This is a genomic window from Rhizobium sp. PL01 (assembly GCF_033447125.1).
Classification (GTDB): domain Bacteria; phylum Pseudomonadota; class Alphaproteobacteria; order Rhizobiales; family Rhizobiaceae; genus Pararhizobium.
On the sequence record NZ_JAWQUM010000006.1, the window covers coordinates 66,634 to 85,532 of the forward strand.

Genomic DNA, 18,899 nt, shown 5'->3' on the forward strand with positions numbered 1-18,899 from the left:
GCCCTACCACGCCAGCGGTCGGCGTGAATTTCATCCTGGCGCCGAACTTGGAAAGATTTCCACGTACGGACAGCGGAAATGGCCGTACCCGCATCCCATATCGCGCTTAAAAAGCGTTCGGGCGTTCGTGCGTCACGTTTTGGCGATCTAACGGAACGGGGTATTCCAGTGTCCAAATCCCTAGACAGTTTCCAGTGTCGGTCGACGCTCTCGGTCAATGGCGTAGACTATGTCTATTACAGCCTGCCGAAAGCGGAAGAAAACGGCCTCGCCGGCGTTTCCAAGCTCCCCTATTCGATGAAGGTTCTGCTTGAAAACCTGCTGCGCTTCGAAGACGGCCGCTCGGTCACCAAGGAGAACATCCTTGCTGTTGCCGCATGGCTTGATAACAAAGGCCGCGAAGAAAACGAGATTGCCTACCGTCCGGCCCGCGTGCTGATGCAGGACTTCACCGGTGTTCCCGCCGTGGTCGATCTGGCTGCGATGCGCGACGCGATGGTGGCGCTCGGTGGCGACCCGGAAAAGATCAACCCGCTGGTTCCCGTCGACCTCGTCATCGACCACTCGGTCATCGTCGACGAATTCGGCACACCGACAGCTTTTGCCCGCAACGTCGAGCTCGAATACGAACGTAACGGCGAGCGCTACCGCTTCCTGAAGTGGGGCCAGCAGGCCTTCAAGAACTTTCGCGTTGTCCCGCCCGGTACCGGCATCTGTCACCAGGTCAACCTTGAATATCTTGGCCAGACGGTCTGGACCAAAGAAGAAGACGGCGAAATCATTGCCTATCCGGACACTTGCGTCGGCACCGACAGCCACACGACCATGATCAATGGCCTGGGCGTTCTCGGCTGGGGCGTCGGTGGTATCGAGGCGGAAGCTGCCATGCTTGGCCAGCCGGTCTCCATGCTCCTGCCTGAAGTCATCGGCTTCAAGCTGACCGGCAAGCTCAAGGAAGGCGTCACCGCGACTGACCTCGTCCTGATGGTCGTGCAGATGCTGCGCAAGAAGGGCGTCGTCTCGAAATTCGTCGAATTCTTCGGCTCCGGCCTCGACAACATGACGCTCGCCGACCGCGCGACGATCGGCAACATGGGCCCGGAATACGGCGCGACCTGCGGCTTCTTCCCGGTCGATTCGGAAACCATCAACTACCTCACCATGTCCGGCCGCGAAGAGCAGCGCATCGCGCTGGTTGAAGCCTATTCCAAGGCTCAAGGCATGTGGCGCGACAATGACGGCTCCGATCTGGTCTTCACCGACACGCTGGAGCTGGACCTCGGCCAGGTCGTTCCCGCCATGGCCGGCCCGAAGCGTCCGGAAGGCCGCATCCCGCTCGAAAACATCGCATCCGGTTTTGCTGGCTCGCTCGAGGGCGAATACAAGAAGCCGGGCCAGCTCGACATGCGATATGCCGTCGAAGGCGCGGATTACGATATAGGCCACGGCGATGTGGCGATTGCCGCCATCACCTCCTGCACCAACACGTCCAACCCTTCGGTTCTCATCGCTGCCGGCCTTCTCGCCCGCAATGCTGTCGCCAAGGGCCTGAAGTCAGCACCGTGGGTGAAGACCTCGCTGGCACCGGGAAGCCAGGTCGTCGCCGAGTATCTCGCCAAGTCCGGCCTGCAGACCTCGCTTGATGCGCTCGGCTTCAACCTCGTCGGCTTCGGCTGCACGACCTGCATCGGCAATTCCGGCCCACTGCCGGCGCCGATCTCGAAGACGATCAACGAGAAGGGCCTGATCATGTCCGGCGTTCTCTCGGGCAACCGTAACTTCGAAGGCCGTATCTCGCCGGACGTTCAGGCGAACTACCTCGCTTCGCCGCCGCTGGTCGTCGCCTATGCGCTGGCCGGTACGGTCCAGAAGGATCTGACCACCGAGCCACTCGGCATCGGCAGCGACGGAAAGCCGGTCTTCCTCAAGGACGTCTGGCCGACGTCGCAGGAAATCCAGGAATTCATCCTGAAATACGTCACCCGCGCACTCTACGCGTCGAAATATGCCGACGTGTTCAAGGGCGACGCCAACTGGCAGGCGGTTCAGGTTCCGGCTGGCCAGACCTATGCCTGGGACGACAACTCGACCTATGTCCAGAACCCGCCGTACTTCGTCGGCATGGGCAAGACCGGTTCGGGCATTTCCGACATCAAGGGCGCCCGCGTCCTTGGCCTGTTTGGCGACAAGATCACCACCGACCACATCTCCCCGGCCGGTTCGATCAAGGCTGCGTCTCCTGCCGGTGCCTACCTGATCAACCATGGCGTCGGCATTGCCGACTTCAACCAGTACGGCACGCGCCGCGGCAACCATGAAGTGATGATGCGCGGCACCTTTGCCAATATCCGCATCCGCAACCACATGATGGGACCGAACGGCAAGGAAGGCGGCTACACGATCCACTATCCTTCGAAGGAAGAGATGTCGATCTACGACGCCGCCATGCAATACAAAACAGAAGGCGTTCCGCTGGTCATCTTCGCGGGTGTCGAATACGGCAACGGCTCGTCGCGTGACTGGGCCGCCAAGGGCACCAACCTGCTCGGCGTCAAGGCCGTGATCGCTCAGTCCTTCGAGCGTATCCACCGCTCTAACCTCGTTGGCATGGGCATCGTGCCCTTCGTCTTCGAGGAAGGCACGACCTGGGAATCGCTCGGCCTGAAGGGCGACGAAAGCGTCACGATCGACGGCCTCGGCAATGTCCAGCCGCGTGAAAAGCGCATCGCCAAGATCACCTATGCCGATGGGACGGTGAAGGACGTTCCGCTGATCTGCCGCATCGATACGCTGGATGAGGTTACTTACATGAACAATGGCGGCATCCTGCAGACGGTGTTACGCGACCTCGCTGCCTGATGCATCCTTGATGCTGACATGAACGAAGCCGGGGCTTTCATGAGCCCCGGCTTTTTCGTGATCGGTGAAGCCGCGAACCTCACTCCAACGTGATTTTCTGTTGAAAGAGCAGCGGCGTATGAAGGATGCGGATAAACACTGTACACCCGTACAACACTGCTGAAATGCCGACCCCTTGAAATGGAAGTCACAATGTCTGGATCAAGCTCCGTTCGCCGCATCATGCTCGCCTGTGGCCTTGGCCTTGCGGCGATGCCGGCTATCGCCGGGGACGTGGCAAAACCGGCGGGCGTTGTTGAACTGTTCACCAGTCAGGGCTGCTCTTCCTGCCCGCCGGCAGACGCGGCATTGAAGACACTGATCGACGACGGCAAGGTTGTGGCGCTGTCCTATCACGTCGATTACTGGAACTATCTCGGCTGGACCGATACGTTGGCCTCGAAGGACAATACCGCCCGGCAATATGCCTACGCGAAAATGTTCGGCCGCAGCGGCGTCTATACGCCGCAGGCGGTGCTCAATGGCCGCGACCATATCAATGGTGCCGATATCGACGGGATCAACAATCGGCTTTCGGCGATGAAATCGTCAGGAAAGGGCCTCGCTGTTCCGGTCGATGCCAGCGTCCGCAAGGATGAGATCGATATCAAGATCGGCGCTGGCATGGGGAAAGCCAATGTCGTTGTCGTCTATTTCAATCGCCAGCAGCTTGTCGACGTCAAGAAAGGCGAAAACAGCGGCAGGAAGATTTCCTATTGGCATTCCGTCCGCGACATCCAGACGATCGGAATGTGGGACGGCAAGCCTGCCTCTTTCGTATTGCCCGCTTCCATCCTCAACGAGGGAGAGAACGGCGGCTGTGCCGTGTTGTTGCAGACCATGAAGGACAGTGAAACGCCGGGCGCTATCCTGGGCGCAACGACAGTCATGGCGGACAATACCGCCAACTGACGCATAATATGGTTCGGCCCGGCAGCATCGAGGGGCTGGGGCTGAGGGTTCGAAGATGCCGGACCGAACCGGCCACGTTTCGCAGCTGCAGAAAGCAACCACTCGACATGGCGTCTGGAGCAACCGCGCCCGAAGGGCGCTTTGGCTAGCCGCTCCATTGCTGCACCCGTTCAAGGCAGAAAAACCCCAAACAAACATGCAGGCCGGACACTCGGAAGGACTCCCTTGTGCCAGCGAGGGGGAGTTTCCTTGCGAATTGGGGCGTCTATTTGTTTGAAATGCGGCACAATGAAAAAAGTCTTCCACCGCAGCGACCCGCCTTGCGGCTTGCATTTCAGCCAAGGTCAGGCAAACTGTAACCGTCCTGTCACAATATAAGGCCGGAGTACCGATGACTGATCAGCCGGATTTGCCGCAAGGCGAGACCCGTTCCGAAAGGCAGAAATCGTCCGATGTGGTTGTTAATCTGCACGAATATCGCAGCGGCAATCAGGACCAGCTCCCCATCACCTTCCACCGCCGCGAACTGGATCTGATCCTTCGGGTCTATGGCCGCATGGTGGGCGACGGCGAGTGGCGCGACTATGCGATGGATCACTTGCGCGACAAGGCTATCTTCTCTGTTTTTAAGCGTTCCGGTGAAATGCCGCTGTTTCGGATTGAAAAGAACCCGAAACTTTCGGCCAAGCAGGGCGCCTTCAGCGTCGTCAATACACACGGCATGATCCTGAAACGCGGCCACGACCTGCAGCAGGTGCTGAAAGTCTTCGACAAGATGCTGAAGGTCATCAAGACCTGATTCAGCTGCGGTAGAGCGTATCGGGATAGAGGCCCGGTTCGGGATCGCTCGTCAGGCCCTCGCCAAGCGCCAGTTGCATGATGATGGTATCGAGCCAGCGGCCGTGCTTGAAACCCGTGCCCTTCATCAACCCGCCATGCTCGAAACCGGCCGCGCGATGCACTGCGACGGATGCAGGATGTGCGCCGCCGATGACAGCCACCATCTGGCGGAAGCCGAGGTCCGTGCAGCGCAGGATCAGCTCGGAGAGCAGGGCTTTGCCCACGCCGCGCCCGCGCGCTTCCGGCGCCAGATAGATCGAATCCTCGACCATGAATCGATAGGCCGTGCGGGTCCGGAATGCCGAGGCATAGGCGTAACCAAGCAGCACGCCATCGGTATCGATTGCGGCAATATAGGGATAGCCTTTGCCGGTGATGACAGAAAAGCGCGAGGCCATTTCAGCTTCGCCCGGCGGCGTCATTTCATAGGACGCGACACCGTTCAACACGGATTCCCGATAAATCCCGGTGATAACAGGAATGTCAGATAGGGTCGCATCGCGCAGGATAAAGGACATGGGCAGACCTGTCTGGAAGACTACTCCCTCGTCTGCCATATCGCGTTCACCCATTCAACCGAGCGGCGTTGCCAAAATGCGGCCAACAAAAAAGGCGGCCGAAGCCGCCTTTTTCAGAAGTATCCGGTTCCGGATTAGTTGCGGTTTCCGAGGAAGCGCAGCATGAACAGGAACAGGTTGATAAAGTCGAGGTACAGCGTCAGGGCGCCCATGATAGCCTTGCGGCCAGCGGCATCTTCACTGTCTGCTTCGAAGTACATTTCCTTGATCTTCTGGGTATCGTAGGCGGTGAGGCCTGCGAAGATCAGAACACCGATAGCCGAGATCGCAAAATTAAGCGCCGACGAGGCGAGGAAAATATTGACGATCGAGGCGATGATCAGGCCGAACAGGCCCATCATCAGGAACGAACCCATGCCCGACAGGCTACGCTTGGTGGTGTAGCCGTAGAGCGACAGAGCGCCGAACGAAGCGGCCGTGATGAAGAACGTCTGGGTAATGCTCTGGCCGGTATAGATCAGGAAGATCGACGACAGCGAGAGACCCATCAGACCGGCATAGACCCAGAAGGTCGCCCGCGCGGCGGATACGCTCATCGAATTGATGCGGAAGCTCATGTAGAACACCAGAGCCAGCGGTGCGAGCATGACAACCCACTTCAGCGGGCTCACATAGATCGCCTGCCCGAACGCTGTCAGTTGTCCGTCCGCAAAAGCGAACTGAAACGCAGCGTAGGCAGCGATACCGGTGATCGCCAGACCGAGGGCCATCAGGTTGTACACCTTGAGCATATAGGTGCGCAGACCTTCGTCGATTACGGCCCCCGCCTGTGCGCCGGCAGGCGACATTCGGGTTTGGTAGTTTCTAAGATCAGCCATTGTTTCCTCTTTAAAAGCCCCGGTTAAGTTTACGGTGTCGGGCGGTAAGGGCGCATCCTCAAGGGTGCAAGCCGCTTGACCCAGGCGCCGCTGCGGGGCTCCAGCATGCCTTTGGTGAATATGATGTCGAAATACGACTTACACAAGACCGGCAGCCCTGAGAATCAGACGAAAAGCGGATTCTCAGGGCTTTCAGAGGTTAGCGTTAACGGTTAACTGGCCGATCAGAGCTCGCGCAGGACGGGTGCAGCCTTCTGTCCGAGCACGCGCCATGTACCCGCCAAGCCGAAACCAACCGTGACGATCAGGGCGACAGCCATGGTGATCAGCGCCACATCCGGCAGGAAGGACGACGGCAAGCTCATGATTTTGCTGACCACGAACCACGCTGCAACGCCGCCGGCAAACAGCGCGAAGATCGCCGTTGACAGCCCAAGCATGGCATATTCGTAGCAGAACGCGCGGATCAACGTCGAACGTGTGGCCCCCAATGTCTTCAGCACGACGGCATCATGAGTGCGTGCCCGGTTGCCGGCAGCAAGCGCGCCGGCAAGCACCAGAATCGACGCCACCAGGGCTACGGCCGCAGCAGCACGGATGGCAGTCGCCAGTTGGCCGACCAGCACGTTGATGATGTCGAGCGCATCCTTGACCCGGACACTGGTGATCGTCGGGTAGGCGTTGGTGACGGCCTTGAGGGTGGCCGCCTCTTCCTCAGCCGTCGCCCCCGGATCAATCACGGTGGCAAGCCAGGCATGCGGTGCACCGGCAAAGGTGTTGGGTGAGAACACCATGACGAAATTGATCGACAGGGACTCCCACTCGACCTTACGGAAATTGGCGATCCGGGCCGTCAGGCTGCGGCCGAGTACGTTGACGGTAACGGTATCACCGATCTTCAGACCGAGTTCACCCGCCTCTTCAGACGAGAACGACACCAGCGGCTCGCCGGTATAGTCCGGTGCCCACCAGTCCCCCTCCGTCAGTGTCGAATTTTCGGGCTTGTTCTTGGCATAGGTGATGCCCCGATCGCCACGCAGGACCCATTGCCCGGCAGCCGGCACGTTCATCTTCGTCACGTCTTGCCCGTTGAAGGCAAGGATACGGCCGCGCAGCATCGGCACTTCGATGACCTTGCCTTCCGGCAGGCTCGTTTGCAACAAAGAGCGAAAACCCTCGACCTCGGCGCTCTGGATATCAACGAAGAAGAAATTCGGCGCCCGTTCCGGCAGATTGCCGGTCAGTTCGCGGCGCAGATTGCCGTCGATCAGCGCCAGCGTCACCAGAAGCGCCAGGCCAAGGCCGAGCGACAGGACAACCGAGGGCGTCAGCGCGCCCGGCCGATGGATATTGCCGATGGCAAGCCTGAGTGCCGGCGAGCTGACCCGTGGCGCCCGACGCGCAAGCGCCGCCACCAAAACGGCAACACCACGCAGAACGACGAACGAAAAGGCGATGGCGCCGAGGAAGGTCAGCGAGATCTTGCGGTCATAGGCCGTGAAGATCGCAAGGCCTGCAAGAGCCCCAAGGCAAAGGGCAGCGGCCAAAAGATACGGCCATGACGGCAGACGCGCCCGCTCGAAGCCCTGTTCGCGAAACAGCGCAGTTGCCGGCACTTCGCGGGCATGACCAAGCGGCAGAATGGCGAAGGCAAGCGACGTCAACAGACCGAACACGGCGGCCAAGCCAAGTGCGCCGGGATAAAGCTGGAACGCCGTCGAAACCGGCAGCACTCCCGCAAGGAATTGCGCCGCGATGAACGGAATGAGCGCGCCGAGTACGAGCCCGATAGCGATGCCGATAAAGGCAATCAGCAGGATCTGGATGAGATAGATGGTCGTGACCATCGAGGCCGGGGCACCGACGCATTTGAACGTGGCGATGACGCCGCGCTTGGAATCAAGATAGGAGCGCACCGCATTTGCGACGCCGACACCGCCGACGATCAGCGCCGTCAGCCCGACCAAGGTCAGGAACTGCGAAAAGCGGGTGATGTTGGCCGTCAGCGCCGGGGCGGCATTCTGGCTGGTGCGGACCGACCATCCTGCTTGCGGAAACTTTTCCTCTGCCTGCTTGCGCAAGGCCGGCACGCTGGTGCTATCTGCAACCTTCACCTTGTAGCTGTGCTCAACGAGGCTTCCCGTCTGCACAAGACCGGAAGCATCAAGCGCCTGCTTCGAGATCAGCAGTCGCGGCGCAAAACCAAAACCGTCCGACAGAGCATCCGGTTCACGCACGATGGTGCCGGCCACACGAATGCGGGCGGTCCCAAGCAGGATTTCATCACCTGTCTTGATCCCGAGACGCTCCAGCAGAAGCGGTGCGGCGAGTGCTTCGTAAACGCCATTGTTCTCTGAGATCAAGTCGGCAAGCGGCGCTGCCGGTTCGCTTTCGAACGTGCCGTAGAGCGGGTAGGCGCCATCGACGGCTTTCAGTTCAACCAGCGCCTGATTGGAGCCATCCGGTAGACGGGCCATCGAGCGCAGGCCGGACGAGACCGCGACCGTGCCGAGGCTGTCGATGAACGCCTTTTCCTCATCCGTCGCAACGCGGTTGTTGAGCTCGAAACGGATATCGCCCGCCAAAAGTTCGCGGCCCTGGCTGGCGATGGAGCCGGTGATCGACTGCGATAGGGAATTGACCCCGGCGATCGCTGCCGTTCCAAGCGCGACGCAGGCAAGGAAGATATAGAACCCCCTCAAACCGCCGCGCATTTCGCGCAGGGCAAGGCGGAAAGCCAGTCCAAGGCGGAAACCGCCGAAAGCAGCGGCCCTCATGCGGACGCGGCCTTCGACAGCGAAGCCGAAACCGGCTGTTCATGACCGGAGCCGGACACAATCTCACCGGAGCGGACGCGGACCTGGCGTGAGCAGCGCGCGGCAAGCGATGTGTCATGGGTGACCAGCACCAGCGTCATGTCACGCTCAGCCTGCTTGGAGAAGATCAGGTCGGCGACCTGACGGCCGGTTTCGGCATCGAGATTTCCAGTCGGCTCGTCGGCGATCAGAAGCTTCGGCGATGGCGCAAGCGCCCGGGCAATGGCGACGCGCTGCTGCTCACCGCCGGACAATTGCCCCGGATAATGCGACAGCCGCTCGCCAAGGCCGACCGAAATCAGCTCCTGCCGGGCGATCTCAAAGGCGTCGCGGACATTGGCCAGCTCAAGCGGCACGGCCACGTTTTCCAGCGCGGTCATGTTCGGGATCAGATGAAAGGACTGGAAGACGATGCCGATATTGCGGCCGCGAAACTCTGCCACCCGGTCTTCGCTCAAGCCATGCAAAGGCGTGCCGTCGATGGAGATTTCACCGCTATCGAGGCGCTCCAACCCGGCCAGAACCATCAAAAGCGTCGACTTGCCAGATCCGGACGGGCCGACGATCCCAACGGATTCGCCAGCATCGATCACGAGATCCATACCTTTGAGCACATGAACGGACGCAGCGGCCTGGCCGAGGGTCAGATCCGCATTTTTCAGTTCGATCATGGTTTTTGCCAAAGGAAACTGTCCTATATGTATAATATGAAGGTTGCCGGAACGGCTGACTTTTACCGATTTAAGGGCACGTTCATGCGATTAAAAGGTTTCTGTACATTTTTGTTGGCGATCACGGCGATTGTGATCATGCCGGCGGTGAGCCGCGCCGAGCCGGTCAGTCTCGTCGGCTTTGGCGATAGCCTGATGGCCGGCTACCAGTTGCCGGCCGAAGACGCCTTCCCGGCCCGGCTCGAAAAAGCCCTGCGTGCAAAGGGCCATGACGTGACAATCAGCAATGCCGGCGTCTCCGGTGACACGACTTCCGGCGGCCTGGCGCGGATCGACTGGTCGGTTCCAGATGGTACCAAGGGCGTCATTCTCGAACTCGGCGCCAACGATGCCTTGCGCGGCATCGCGCCTGAGGAAAGCCGCAAGAACCTTGTCGCCATGATCGAGAAACTGAAGTCGCGCGGCATTGCGGTGCTTCTGGTCGGGATGATGGCACCGCCAAACATGGGCGCCGACTATGCGGCCCGGTTCAATCCGATCTATCCGGAGCTTGCCAAGACCTACGGCCTTGAACTTTATCCTTTCTTCCTCGACGGCGTTGTTGAGGATGCCAAGCTGAAGATCGAGGACGGCATGCATCCGAACGGCGATGGCGTTGGCGTTATGGTCGAACGTCTCTTGCCATCGGCCGAACGTTTCCTTCAAACACTCTCGACGGGGGGCTGACGCTAACCAAACAACAACTATTTGCTTGTTCAGCTCCTGTTAATCGCGTTGGATAAATATTGCAGGTGCGAAATTATAATTGCTTCTAAGTGGCAAGCATGATTCGCTGGGTTATCTTCAAGAGATTCGGGGAGCTCGTTATGCCGAGACTTTTCACCGCCCTCGAGATACCGCGTAACGCCGCAATGAGCCTTTCATTGTTGCGTGGTGGTCTTCCCGGCGCCCGTTGGATCGATGTGGAGAACTACCACATCACTCTTCGCTTCATCGGTGACGTCGAAAACCGCACTGCCGACGAAATCGTCGACCGGCTGGATCGGGTCGAACGTCCGGAATTCCAGCTGCAACTGACCGGCACCGGTGCATTCGGATCCAAAAAACCGCATTCCGTCTGGGCGGGCGTCAGCAACCCGCCGGAACTTTATGCGCTTCAGGCCGAAATCGAACGCATCTGCCAGAGGCTCGGCCTGCCCGCCGATCCGCGCAAATTCACCCCGCATGTAACGCTTGGCCGGTTGCGGTCATCGCGGGTCGAGGATGTGGTCAGCTACCTCTCGGGCCGCGGCGGCTTCTACACCAACCCCTTCACGGTCTCACGCTTCGTGCTTCTCTCGTCGCGCGATTCAGTCGGTGGTGGCCCTTATGTCACCGAAGAAGTCTTCCCGCTCTACGAGCGCTCTTCGAGCCTGCCGGCCAGCGACGTGCATCCCTCCAAAAGCATGCTGTAGACAGTCTCGAAACCTTCCGGCCCCTCATAATAGGGGTCGGGCACATCACGGGTAGTCCCCAGCGTATAGTCGAGAAACAGATGCAGCTTGTGCTGCGCCTCCGGCGGCGCCAGCGCGCGCAGATGGGCAAGATTGCTGCTGTCCATCGCGAAAATCAGATCAAAGGCTTCAAAGTCACCGGAATGAACCTTCCGGCAGCGCTGATCCGCAATATCGATCCCATGGCGGCGCGCAACCGCGATCGAACGGCGATCCGGCGGATCGCCAATATGCCAGCCGCCCGTTCCGGCCGAATCGGCATCCACCAAACCATCATCTGCGACATGCTGCAAAATGCCCTCGGCCAAGGGTGAGCGGCAGATGTTGCCGAGACAGACGAAGAGAATTCTGACAGGTTTCATGCTATCCAACAGGCTGAGGAAAAGGTTGAACCTATCTCTGGCTGCCGCGTTGTGGAACCGGAATGTCAGTTGCCAATGTCAAAAAATGGGAGGGGAATGGACCATGAAACAGGAAAAGCTCGCCAAGGAGACTGTCACCGAAAATCTTTCGAAGATGGAGGGCTGGGTGCTTGCGGAGGACGGCCTTTCGATCTGGAAAGCCTTCCGTTTCAAGAGCTTCGTCGAAGCCTTCGGCTTCATGACCGAAAGTGCAATCTCGGCGGAAAAGCTCAATCACCACCCTGAATGGTTCAATGTCTACAACAAGGTCGACGTGACGCTGACCACACATGATTCGCAAGGGCTGACCGAACTGGACTTCAAGCTTGCCGCACGGATGGACCGGGCAGCTGCGGGCCGGATGCCGGATCATTTGAAATAACGCCATTTGAAATCCCGGCCCTGCTCACCATATGATTTTCCATGACGGATGGGACACACAAGATGGACGACATCAAGATCGGTGAGATTTTGTTGCCTGGCGAGGAAAGCGAGCAGGAAGCGAAAGCCCGCAAGGTGCAGCGACGCTTCTGGCCGACCCTGAAACGGGCGATGCGGCAGATCCCGTTCAGCCGTGACGTTGTTGCGGCCTATTACTGCGCCATGGATCCGACGACGCCGTTGCGTACACGCGGCATCCTGCTCGGCGCTCTCGCCTATTTCGTCATGCCGTTCGATCTGATCCCTGACGTTTTGGCCATGGTCGGTTTTTCCGACGATATCGCCGTGCTGACCGCCGCCTTTGCAGCCATCAGCGGCCAGATCAAAGAAAAGCACTATATCAAGGCGGACGAGACCTTGCAGGACAAGCTGCCCGACTGATCTGCGACATTGTCCTAATAGGCGCTGTCTACACCGCCCGCCTCAAGCAGGGTCCGCAACTTCCCGAATGCGAGCCGGATGCGAGACTTGACGGTTCCAAGCGGCAGTCCGGTGGCTGCAGAAATCTCCGAGTGCGACTGACCGAAGAAAAATGCCATCTGGATCAGGGTGACCTGCTCGACAGGCAACTGCGTCAGCGCGCTCCGCACGATCTGTTCGCGATCCTCGTTTTCAATCACATCATCCGGCGCCAGCGGTGCGACCGGCAAGAGCAGCGGCTCATATGCGTCGAGCGTTCCGTTACGCTGTCTGCGAGCTGCATCGATCCGGCGATTGCGGGCGATGCGAAACAACCAGGTCGATAACGAGGATTTTTGAGGGTCGTAGAGATGGGCCTTCTGCCACAGGATGACCATGACCTCCTGCACGACCTCTTCCGCTTCGGCGACGCCTGAATTCTGCCGCATCAGGAAAGATTTAAGCCGCGGCGCGAAAAAGTCGAAGAGTTCCGAGAAAGCGGCCTGGTCACGATTGCGTGCGACGGCCACGGCAAGGGCGGCGAAATGCTGTCTGACTTCAACATTCATTCCGCTTTTGATGGCCTCCCGCCCTAATTTTCTCAGTATTTCACAAGAGGTACAGCGCTTTTGCCAAAGGTCAAACTCTTGCCTGATTCTTTGTGACATAAAACGGCGTCGGGCACGTTCCGGCTGATCGGGCGGTGGCCCGGCAAGCCAAACGTGCAAGGCGGACGGAAATCGGCAGAATCTGCCGGCACCGCTCTCTGGTTCTCGCACGCGATGGACGGACAAGGCTTGTTTCGTAGGTGGCTTCACTGCCACCCTGAAACTTGAGCGATGTTTGCCTCGTACTCTGTTCCGTATTAAAGCGGAAAGGCGGTGAATTCGGGGAATGTTGACGGTTTGGTAACCTGAATTAAGTCAAAATCAATTAAATCATGACCATGCGTTGCCCGGCTGATGCTGATCGGGCTTTGGCAGCAAGAAACCGGCAGGACAAGATGTTTGTAAGAAAGCTTAACCTCGCAATCGCACTCGTGCTGGCATTCGCCGGCGTTGCTTCGGCCCAGTCGCCGACCCGCATTCAGCAGTTCAATGCCTGGGGCGCCTATTCCTATCAGGCTGGCGCCGGCAAGGTCTGCTATGTGCTCTCCGTCCCGAAGGACAAGAGCCCGGCCAATGTCGATCACGGCGATATCTTCTTCCTTGTGTCGCAGCGTCCCGGCCAGAACATCTCCTATGAACCGCAGGCGATGATGGGCTATCCGCTCCAGGAAAACTCCAAGGTCACCGTCACCATCGACGCCAAAAACTTCACGATGTTCACCAAGGGCAATTCTGCCTGGGTGGAGAACGCCGCTGAAGAGCCGGCACTCGTGGCCGCGATGAAGACCGGCAAGGCAATGTCCGTTGCCGCCAAGTCGCGCAAGGGAACACCGACGGCCTACTCCTATTCGTTGTCGGGCATTTCAGCCGCGCTGAAGCAGATCGAAAACTGCAAGTAAGCAGGGTTCATCGACTGCGATGCTTTGAAAGGCCGGTTCATCCGGCCTTTTGGCGTTATGGCCGTCGCGGTTTTGCAAATCTGCCCTGAAGCGCCAGAGGGTGACGCCGGGCGAAAACCGTGCTAAAGGCCCGTTCAACGATAGCTGCGTGGATCTTCGAGGATCCCGATGCGCGGCAAACGAACTCTGATCTCAGCATTTACGCGACCGGCTGCAGGCAAAAGCGCTTGAACGGACCTTGCGTATCGCAAACATGGGAAATGGCGAGAATGGCCGCGACTGAAGCACTCGATCTGGACCGTCCCGTCAAGGCAGCCGTCCGCCCAGCCATGATGATAGAAAAGCCGACATTGATCGGCCTTTCGCGCGAAGACATGGGCAAGGCGCTGGCCGAAGTCGGCGTTCCGGCAAAACAAGTCAAGATGCGGTCCAGCCAGCTCTGGAATTGGCTCTATGTGCGCGGCGTCTCCGATTTCGATCATATGACCAATGTGTCTAAGGACATGCGCGAGCTGCTGAAGAAGCATTTCACCATTGCCCGCCCCGAGATTGTCGAAGAACAGATCTCCACCGATGGCACGCGCAAATGGCTCCTGCGCTTTCCGCCGCGCGGCGCCGGCCGTCCCGTCGAGATCGAAACCGTCTACATTCCCGAAGAAGGCCGCGGCACGCTCTGCGTTTCCAGCCAGGTCGGCTGCACGCTCACCTGCTCCTTCTGTCATACCGGTACCCAGAAGCTGGTGCGCAACCTGACGGCCGAGGAAATCCTCTCGCAGCTGCTCTTGGCCCGCGACCGTCTCGGCGATTTTCCGGATCGCGAGACACCGGTCGGCACCGCCATGCCCAACGAAGGCCGCAAGGTCACCAATATGGTGATGATGGGCATGGGCGAGCCGCTCTACAATTTCGAGAACGTGAAGACAGCACTGCTGATCGCAACCGACGGTGACGGCCTGTCGCTGTCCAAGCGCCGCGTCACGCTGTCGACCTCCGGCATCGTTCCGGAAATCTTCCGCACCGGCGAGGAAATCGGCGTCATGCTGGCGATCTCGCTGCATGCTGTGAAGGACGACCTGCGCGACATGCTGGTGCCGATCAACAAAAAGTATCCGCTGAAGGACCTGCTCGACGCCTGCCGCAACTATCCCGGCGTATCAAATGCGCGCCGCATCACCTTCGAATACGTGATGCTGGAAGGCGTCAACGACACACTGGAAGATGCCAAGGAACTGGTGCGCCTGTTGAAGGGCATTCCGGCCAAGATCAACCTGATCCCGTTCAACCCCTGGCCGGGCACGAACTACCAGTGTTCGAAATGGGAACAGATCGAGAAATTCGCCGATTTCATCAATGCGGCCGGCTATGCATCGCCGATCCGCACACCGCGTGGCCGTGACATCCTCGCCGCCTGCGGCCAGTTGAAATCGGACTCCGAGCGCATGCGCAAGGTCGATCGCATGGCGTTTGAGGCGATGATGATTGCCAACCACGGCGAGGACTGATCAGTAAATTTGATGGATACTGGTCTGCAATTCGATTGATTTAAGTGTCGAGCCTTCCTAAGACTGCCCAAAAATCAGTCTTGGAGGACACCTATGCGCTCACTTCTCATTGCCTTGGCGGCAACCGTCGCCCTCACCCTGCCCGCCCGGGCGGAAGATGTCACGGTGGCGGTCACCGCGATCGTCGAACATCCGGCCCTTGATGCCGTGCGTGATGGCGTCAAGGAAGCCCTGGCCGCAGCCGGTTACAAGGAAGGCGAGAACCTCAAGTTCCTCTACGAATCCGCCCAGGGCAACCCGGCAACGGCAGCCCAGATTGCCCGTCAGTTCGCCGGCGAAGCACCGAACGTCATCGTCCCGATCTCAACACCATCTGCCCAGGCTGTCGTTTCCTCGACTCGCGATATTCCGGTGGTCTTCACTGCCGTTTCCGATCCGCTCGGCGCGCAGCTGATCAAGGACATGGACAAGCCGGGCGGCAACGTCACCGGTCTTTCCGACTTGTCGCCGGTTGCCGAACATGTGGCGCTGATCAAGGAAATCCTGCCGAACGTCAAATCGATCGGCTACCTCTACAATTCCGGTGAAGCAAACTCTGTATCCCTGCTTGCCGTTTTGAAGACGGAAGCCGAAAAGGCTGGACTGACGGTTGTTGAATCCGCCGCCACCAAGTCTGCTGAAGTGCAGGGTGCTGCCCGCGCGCTGATCGGCCGTGCCGACGTTATCTACGTGCCCACCGACAACACCATCATCTCGGCACTCGAAGGCGCTGTTGCCGTCGCTGTCGAAGCCAAGCTGCCGCTGTTCACCGCCGACACGGACTCCGTATCGCGTGGCGCCGTTGCCGCTCTCGGCTTCAACTATCACGACGTCGGCAAGCAGACCGGCGATATCGTCGTGCGCATCCTGAAGGGTGAAAACCCCGGCGATATCGCCGTCAAGGTTGCCGCCGGCACCGATCTGGTCATCAACAAGTCCGCCGCCACCAAGATGGGCGTGACCTTCCCGGAAAGCGTTACGAGCCGCGCCACCCGCGTCATCGAATAACGCCAAACCGCCTTACGTTCGCATAATCCGATTGATTTTGAGCCGCCCTCCTTCCATACGGGGGCGGTTCATTTGTAAAACAGGCTTCGTTTCGGCCGCTCTTGTGGCCATGGAAGCTTGGTGCCCTGAAAAGAAGAGGACCGATCGCGGTGAGCCAAATTGCCTTCTGGGGAGCAGTCGAGCTTGGGCTCGTCTATTCCTTTGTCGCCCTCGGCGTGTTCCTTGCCTTCCGCGTCCTCGATTTTCCGGACTTGACCGTCGACGGCTCGTTTCCGCTGGGTGCCGCCGTTGCCGCCGTATTGATCATTGCCGGCGTCAATCCCTGGATCGCGTCCGGCGTCGCCATGATCGCAGGCGCGGCTGCTGGTATCGTCACCGCCATTCTCAACGTCCGCTTCCGCATTCTCAATCTTCTGGCGTCGATCCTCACGATGATCGCGCTGTTCTCGGTCAATCTGCGCGTCATGGGCAAGCCCAACGTCGCGCTGATCAATGCCGATACGATGCTGTCACCGTTCTTCGGCCTCGGTCTCCGCGACTTTTACGTTCGTCCGCTCTTCATTGGGCTTCTGGTCGTCGTCGCCGTCATCGCCGTCTGGCGCTTCCTTGAAAGCGACGCCGGTCTTGCGATGCGGGCAACCGGCGCCAATGCGCGTATGGCCCGGGCGCAAGGGGTTGATACCAGCCGCCAGATCTATCTCGGCATGGCCTTGTCCAACGCGCTGGTGGCGCTGGGTGGCGCGCTGTTTGCCCAGACCAACGGCTTTGCCGACGTGACCTCAGGCGTCGGGACCATTGTCGTCGGCCTCGCTGCCGTCATCATCGGTGAAACTCTGCTCGGTGCGCGCGGCATCCTGATTGCGCTGATCGGCTGCGTGCTCGGCTCGATCCTCTACCGCATCGCCATCCAGCTGGCACTCTCGACCGACATGCTCGGCCTGCAGGCCTCCGACCTCAATCTGGTGACCGCAGCCCTCGTCACCTTCGCTCTCGTTCTTCCCCGCCTGCGCCGCGGAGGTGCCGCATGATCAAGCTCGACAATATCCAGGTGATCTTCGGCAAGGGAACGCCGCTGCAGAAGCAGGCGCTGAACGGCGTCAACCTGACCATCGAGGAAGGCACGTTCGTCACCGTCATCGGCTCAAACGGCGCTGGTAAATCAACCGTGCTCAGCGTGCTGGCAGGCGACGTCCTGCCAAGCGCGGGCAAGGTCACGATCGGCAATCAGGACGTCACCCGCAAGGGCACAGCTGCCCGCGCCGGCCTCGTTGCCCGCGTGTTTCAGGATCCGCTGGCCGGAAGCTGCGGCGCGCTGTCGATCGAAGAAAACCTAGCACTTGCCGCTCGGCGCGGTGAAACTCGCGGCCTGACGCCGGCGCTCGGCACCAAACGCCGCGAACATTTTCGCGAACGCATCGCCGAGCTGAACCTTGGCCTGGAAAACCGTATGAAGGACCGCATGGACCTGCTTTCGGGCGGTCAGCGGCAGGCGGTTTCGCTGGTCATGGCAACGCTGGCAGGTTCCGAAGTGCTGCTGCTCGACGAGCATACCGCAGCGCTCGATCCCGGCATGGCCGAGTTCATCATGAACCTCACCCAGAAGATCGTTTCCGAGCGCAAGCTGACGGCGCTGATGGTGACGCATTCGATGCGCCAGGCACTCGATTTCGGTCACCGCACCATCATGCTGCATGCAGGCGAAGTGGTGCTCGACGTTTCCGGCGACAGCCGCAAGACGCTGCAGGTGGAGGATCTCATCGCCATGTTCCGCAAAATTCGCGGCCAGACGCTGGATGACGATGCGCTGCTGATCGGTTAAACGCCGATCAGCGTGTCTGCGTGAACAAGATCTTCACCGCGAAGATCGAGAAGACGCCTGCAAACGTGTAGTCGATGCCGCGCATCACGCTTTTACGGCGCTGCAACCAACCGGACAGACCATCGGCGGTGAGAATGACCAGCACGCTGACCGGTATGGATGCGACGATAAAGAAAAAGCCGAGGAACAGAAGTTTCTGGGTCACGGCCGGATCATTGGCGGTGACGAACTGCGGCAGGAAGGTCATGAAGAAGATGATGACCTTCGGATTGAGCAGGTTGACTCCTAGTCCGGTGGAAATATTGGCCAGCGGCGAAGCGCCGGTATCGTCGACCTTCTTGACCGTCAGCGTCGATCCATAGCGGATCGCCTGTACCGCCAGCCAGAACAGATAGGCGGCACCGCCGGTCTTGAGGATCATGAAGGCTGTCGGAGAAGCGGTGATCAGCGCCGAGATGCCGAACGCGACCAGAAGCGTGTGTACGACGCAGCCAAGGCTTGTTCCGACAACGACGAAGAAGGCAGCGGCCTTACCCTGAGACAGCGCCCGGCTGATCGATAACGTCATATCAGGACCCGGCGTCGCCGCCAGCAGCAGCGTCGCTGCGGTAAAGGCCAGAAGTGTCGGCAGGCTTGGCAGGAAATCCATCTTTCAATCCTATGGGACGTGTGGAGCCGCGCATTCGGTCGATGCGCGCTTATTGAATGTCCCAAATGGCGGCTGAAAGCAATTCGGCATTTCTCCCGCCGCCGGGAT

The 18,899-nt window shown here is 59.5% G+C and carries 19 protein-coding genes; 12 read left to right on the top strand and 7 right to left on the bottom strand.

Translation table 11 applies throughout. The features are described 5' to 3' along the window. Positions 1–168 precede the first annotated feature (168 nt). The 3 genes from acnA to R6X40_RS15705 all read left to right on the top strand — a co-directional run bounded on the left by acnA (position 169) and on the right by R6X40_RS15705 (position 4,609). A complete protein-coding gene (acnA, locus tag R6X40_RS15695; protein WP_318414975.1) occupies positions 169–2,859 on the top strand; it encodes an aconitate hydratase AcnA in 2,691 nt (896 codons plus the stop codon). Positions 2,860–3,051: 192 nt separating this feature from the next. After that, positions 3,052–3,810 (top strand): DUF1223 domain-containing protein, encoded by a 759-nt coding sequence (locus tag R6X40_RS15700; RefSeq protein WP_412178392.1) that lies wholly within the window; start codon positions 3,052–3,054, stop codon positions 3,808–3,810. Between the two features lie 391 nt (positions 3,811–4,201). After that, entirely contained in the window at positions 4,202–4,609 is a 408-nt protein-coding gene (locus R6X40_RS15705) for a DUF2794 domain-containing protein (RefSeq protein ID WP_318414732.1), read from the top strand. Position 4,610: 1 nt separating this feature from the next. Here R6X40_RS15705 and R6X40_RS15710 read toward each other — a convergent pair whose 3' ends face one another. From R6X40_RS15710 to R6X40_RS15725, 4 genes are all read right to left on the bottom strand, one after another. Continuing rightward, complete coding sequence (locus R6X40_RS15710; protein ID WP_318414977.1) at positions 4,611–5,168, bottom strand: GNAT family N-acetyltransferase; 558 nt, start codon at positions 5,166–5,168, stop codon at positions 4,611–4,613. A 134-nt stretch (positions 5,169–5,302) separates the two neighbouring features. Further along, positions 5,303–6,046, bottom strand: a complete 744-nt coding sequence (locus tag R6X40_RS15715) for a Bax inhibitor-1/YccA family protein (RefSeq protein ID WP_113316009.1) — start codon at positions 6,044–6,046, stop codon at positions 5,303–5,305. 224 nt (positions 6,047–6,270) lie between these two features. After that, positions 6,271–8,823 (bottom strand): ABC transporter permease, encoded by a 2,553-nt coding sequence (locus R6X40_RS15720; protein ID WP_318414733.1) that lies wholly within the window; start codon positions 8,821–8,823, stop codon positions 6,271–6,273. Further along, positions 8,820–9,545 (bottom strand): ABC transporter ATP-binding protein, encoded by a 726-nt coding sequence (locus R6X40_RS15725; RefSeq protein ID WP_318414734.1) that lies wholly within the window; start codon positions 9,543–9,545, stop codon positions 8,820–8,822. The genes R6X40_RS15720 and R6X40_RS15725 overlap by 4 nt, the downstream gene beginning before the upstream one ends. 72 nt (positions 9,546–9,617) lie before the next feature. On the opposite strand from R6X40_RS15725, the gene R6X40_RS15730 reads away from it, so the two are divergent. Beyond that, complete coding sequence (locus R6X40_RS15730) at positions 9,618–10,259, top strand: arylesterase (protein WP_412178397.1); 642 nt, start codon at positions 9,618–9,620, stop codon at positions 10,257–10,259. 140 nt (positions 10,260–10,399) lie between these two features. Then, the gene (gene thpR, locus R6X40_RS15735; protein WP_318414736.1) at positions 10,400–10,987 is read left to right on the top strand and encodes an RNA 2',3'-cyclic phosphodiesterase; all 588 of its coding nucleotides are present in this window, start codon (positions 10,400–10,402) and stop codon (positions 10,985–10,987) included. Here the strand turns inward: thpR and R6X40_RS15740 are convergent. After that, a complete protein-coding gene (locus R6X40_RS15740) occupies positions 10,927–11,388 on the bottom strand; it encodes a low molecular weight protein-tyrosine-phosphatase (protein WP_318414737.1) in 462 nt (153 codons plus the stop codon). The genes thpR and R6X40_RS15740 overlap by 61 nt on opposite strands. Positions 11,389–11,491: 103 nt before the next feature. Here R6X40_RS15740 and R6X40_RS15745 point away from each other — a divergent pair, with 103 nt between their 5' ends. Together R6X40_RS15745 and R6X40_RS15750 are read left to right on the top strand one after the other, a co-directional pair. Next, entirely contained in the window at positions 11,492–11,809 is a 318-nt protein-coding gene (locus R6X40_RS15745; protein ID WP_318414738.1) for a 4a-hydroxytetrahydrobiopterin dehydratase, read from the top strand. Positions 11,810–11,871: 62 nt separating this feature from the next. After that, a complete protein-coding gene (locus R6X40_RS15750; RefSeq protein ID WP_318414739.1) occupies positions 11,872–12,249 on the top strand; it encodes a YkvA family protein in 378 nt (125 codons plus the stop codon). A gap of 14 nt (positions 12,250–12,263) precedes the next feature. On the opposite strand, the gene R6X40_RS15755 is transcribed toward R6X40_RS15750, so the two are convergent. Further along, positions 12,264–12,836: a sigma-70 family RNA polymerase sigma factor gene (locus R6X40_RS15755; protein ID WP_318414978.1), complete on the bottom strand. Its 573-nt coding sequence runs from the start codon at positions 12,834–12,836 to the stop codon at positions 12,264–12,266. A 434-nt stretch (positions 12,837–13,270) separates the two neighbouring features. Here R6X40_RS15755 and R6X40_RS15760 point away from each other — a divergent pair, with 434 nt between their 5' ends. From R6X40_RS15760 to R6X40_RS15780, 5 genes are all read left to right on the top strand, one after another. Then, entirely contained in the window at positions 13,271–13,774 is a 504-nt protein-coding gene (locus tag R6X40_RS15760) for an invasion associated locus B family protein (protein WP_113316042.1), read from the top strand. Between the two features lie 329 nt (positions 13,775–14,103). Then, a complete protein-coding gene (gene rlmN, locus R6X40_RS15765) occupies positions 14,104–15,276 on the top strand; it encodes a 23S rRNA (adenine(2503)-C(2))-methyltransferase RlmN (protein WP_318414979.1) in 1,173 nt (390 codons plus the stop codon). Positions 15,277–15,369: 93 nt separating this feature from the next. Beyond that, positions 15,370–16,323 (top strand): ABC transporter substrate-binding protein, encoded by a 954-nt coding sequence (locus tag R6X40_RS15770; RefSeq protein WP_318414740.1) that lies wholly within the window; start codon positions 15,370–15,372, stop codon positions 16,321–16,323. A 149-nt stretch (positions 16,324–16,472) separates the two neighbouring features. Further along, a complete protein-coding gene (locus R6X40_RS15775) occupies positions 16,473–17,351 on the top strand; it encodes an ABC transporter permease (protein ID WP_318414741.1) in 879 nt (292 codons plus the stop codon). Further along, positions 17,348–18,142: an ABC transporter ATP-binding protein gene (locus R6X40_RS15780; RefSeq protein WP_318414742.1), complete on the top strand. Its 795-nt coding sequence runs from the start codon at positions 17,348–17,350 to the stop codon at positions 18,140–18,142. Before R6X40_RS15775 ends, R6X40_RS15780 begins: the two co-directional genes overlap by 4 nt. A gap of 7 nt (positions 18,143–18,149) precedes the next feature. Here R6X40_RS15780 and R6X40_RS15785 read toward each other — a convergent pair whose 3' ends face one another. After that, complete coding sequence (locus tag R6X40_RS15785) at positions 18,150–18,791, bottom strand: LysE family translocator (RefSeq protein WP_318414743.1); 642 nt, start codon at positions 18,789–18,791, stop codon at positions 18,150–18,152. Positions 18,792–18,899: the final 108 nt, after the last annotated feature.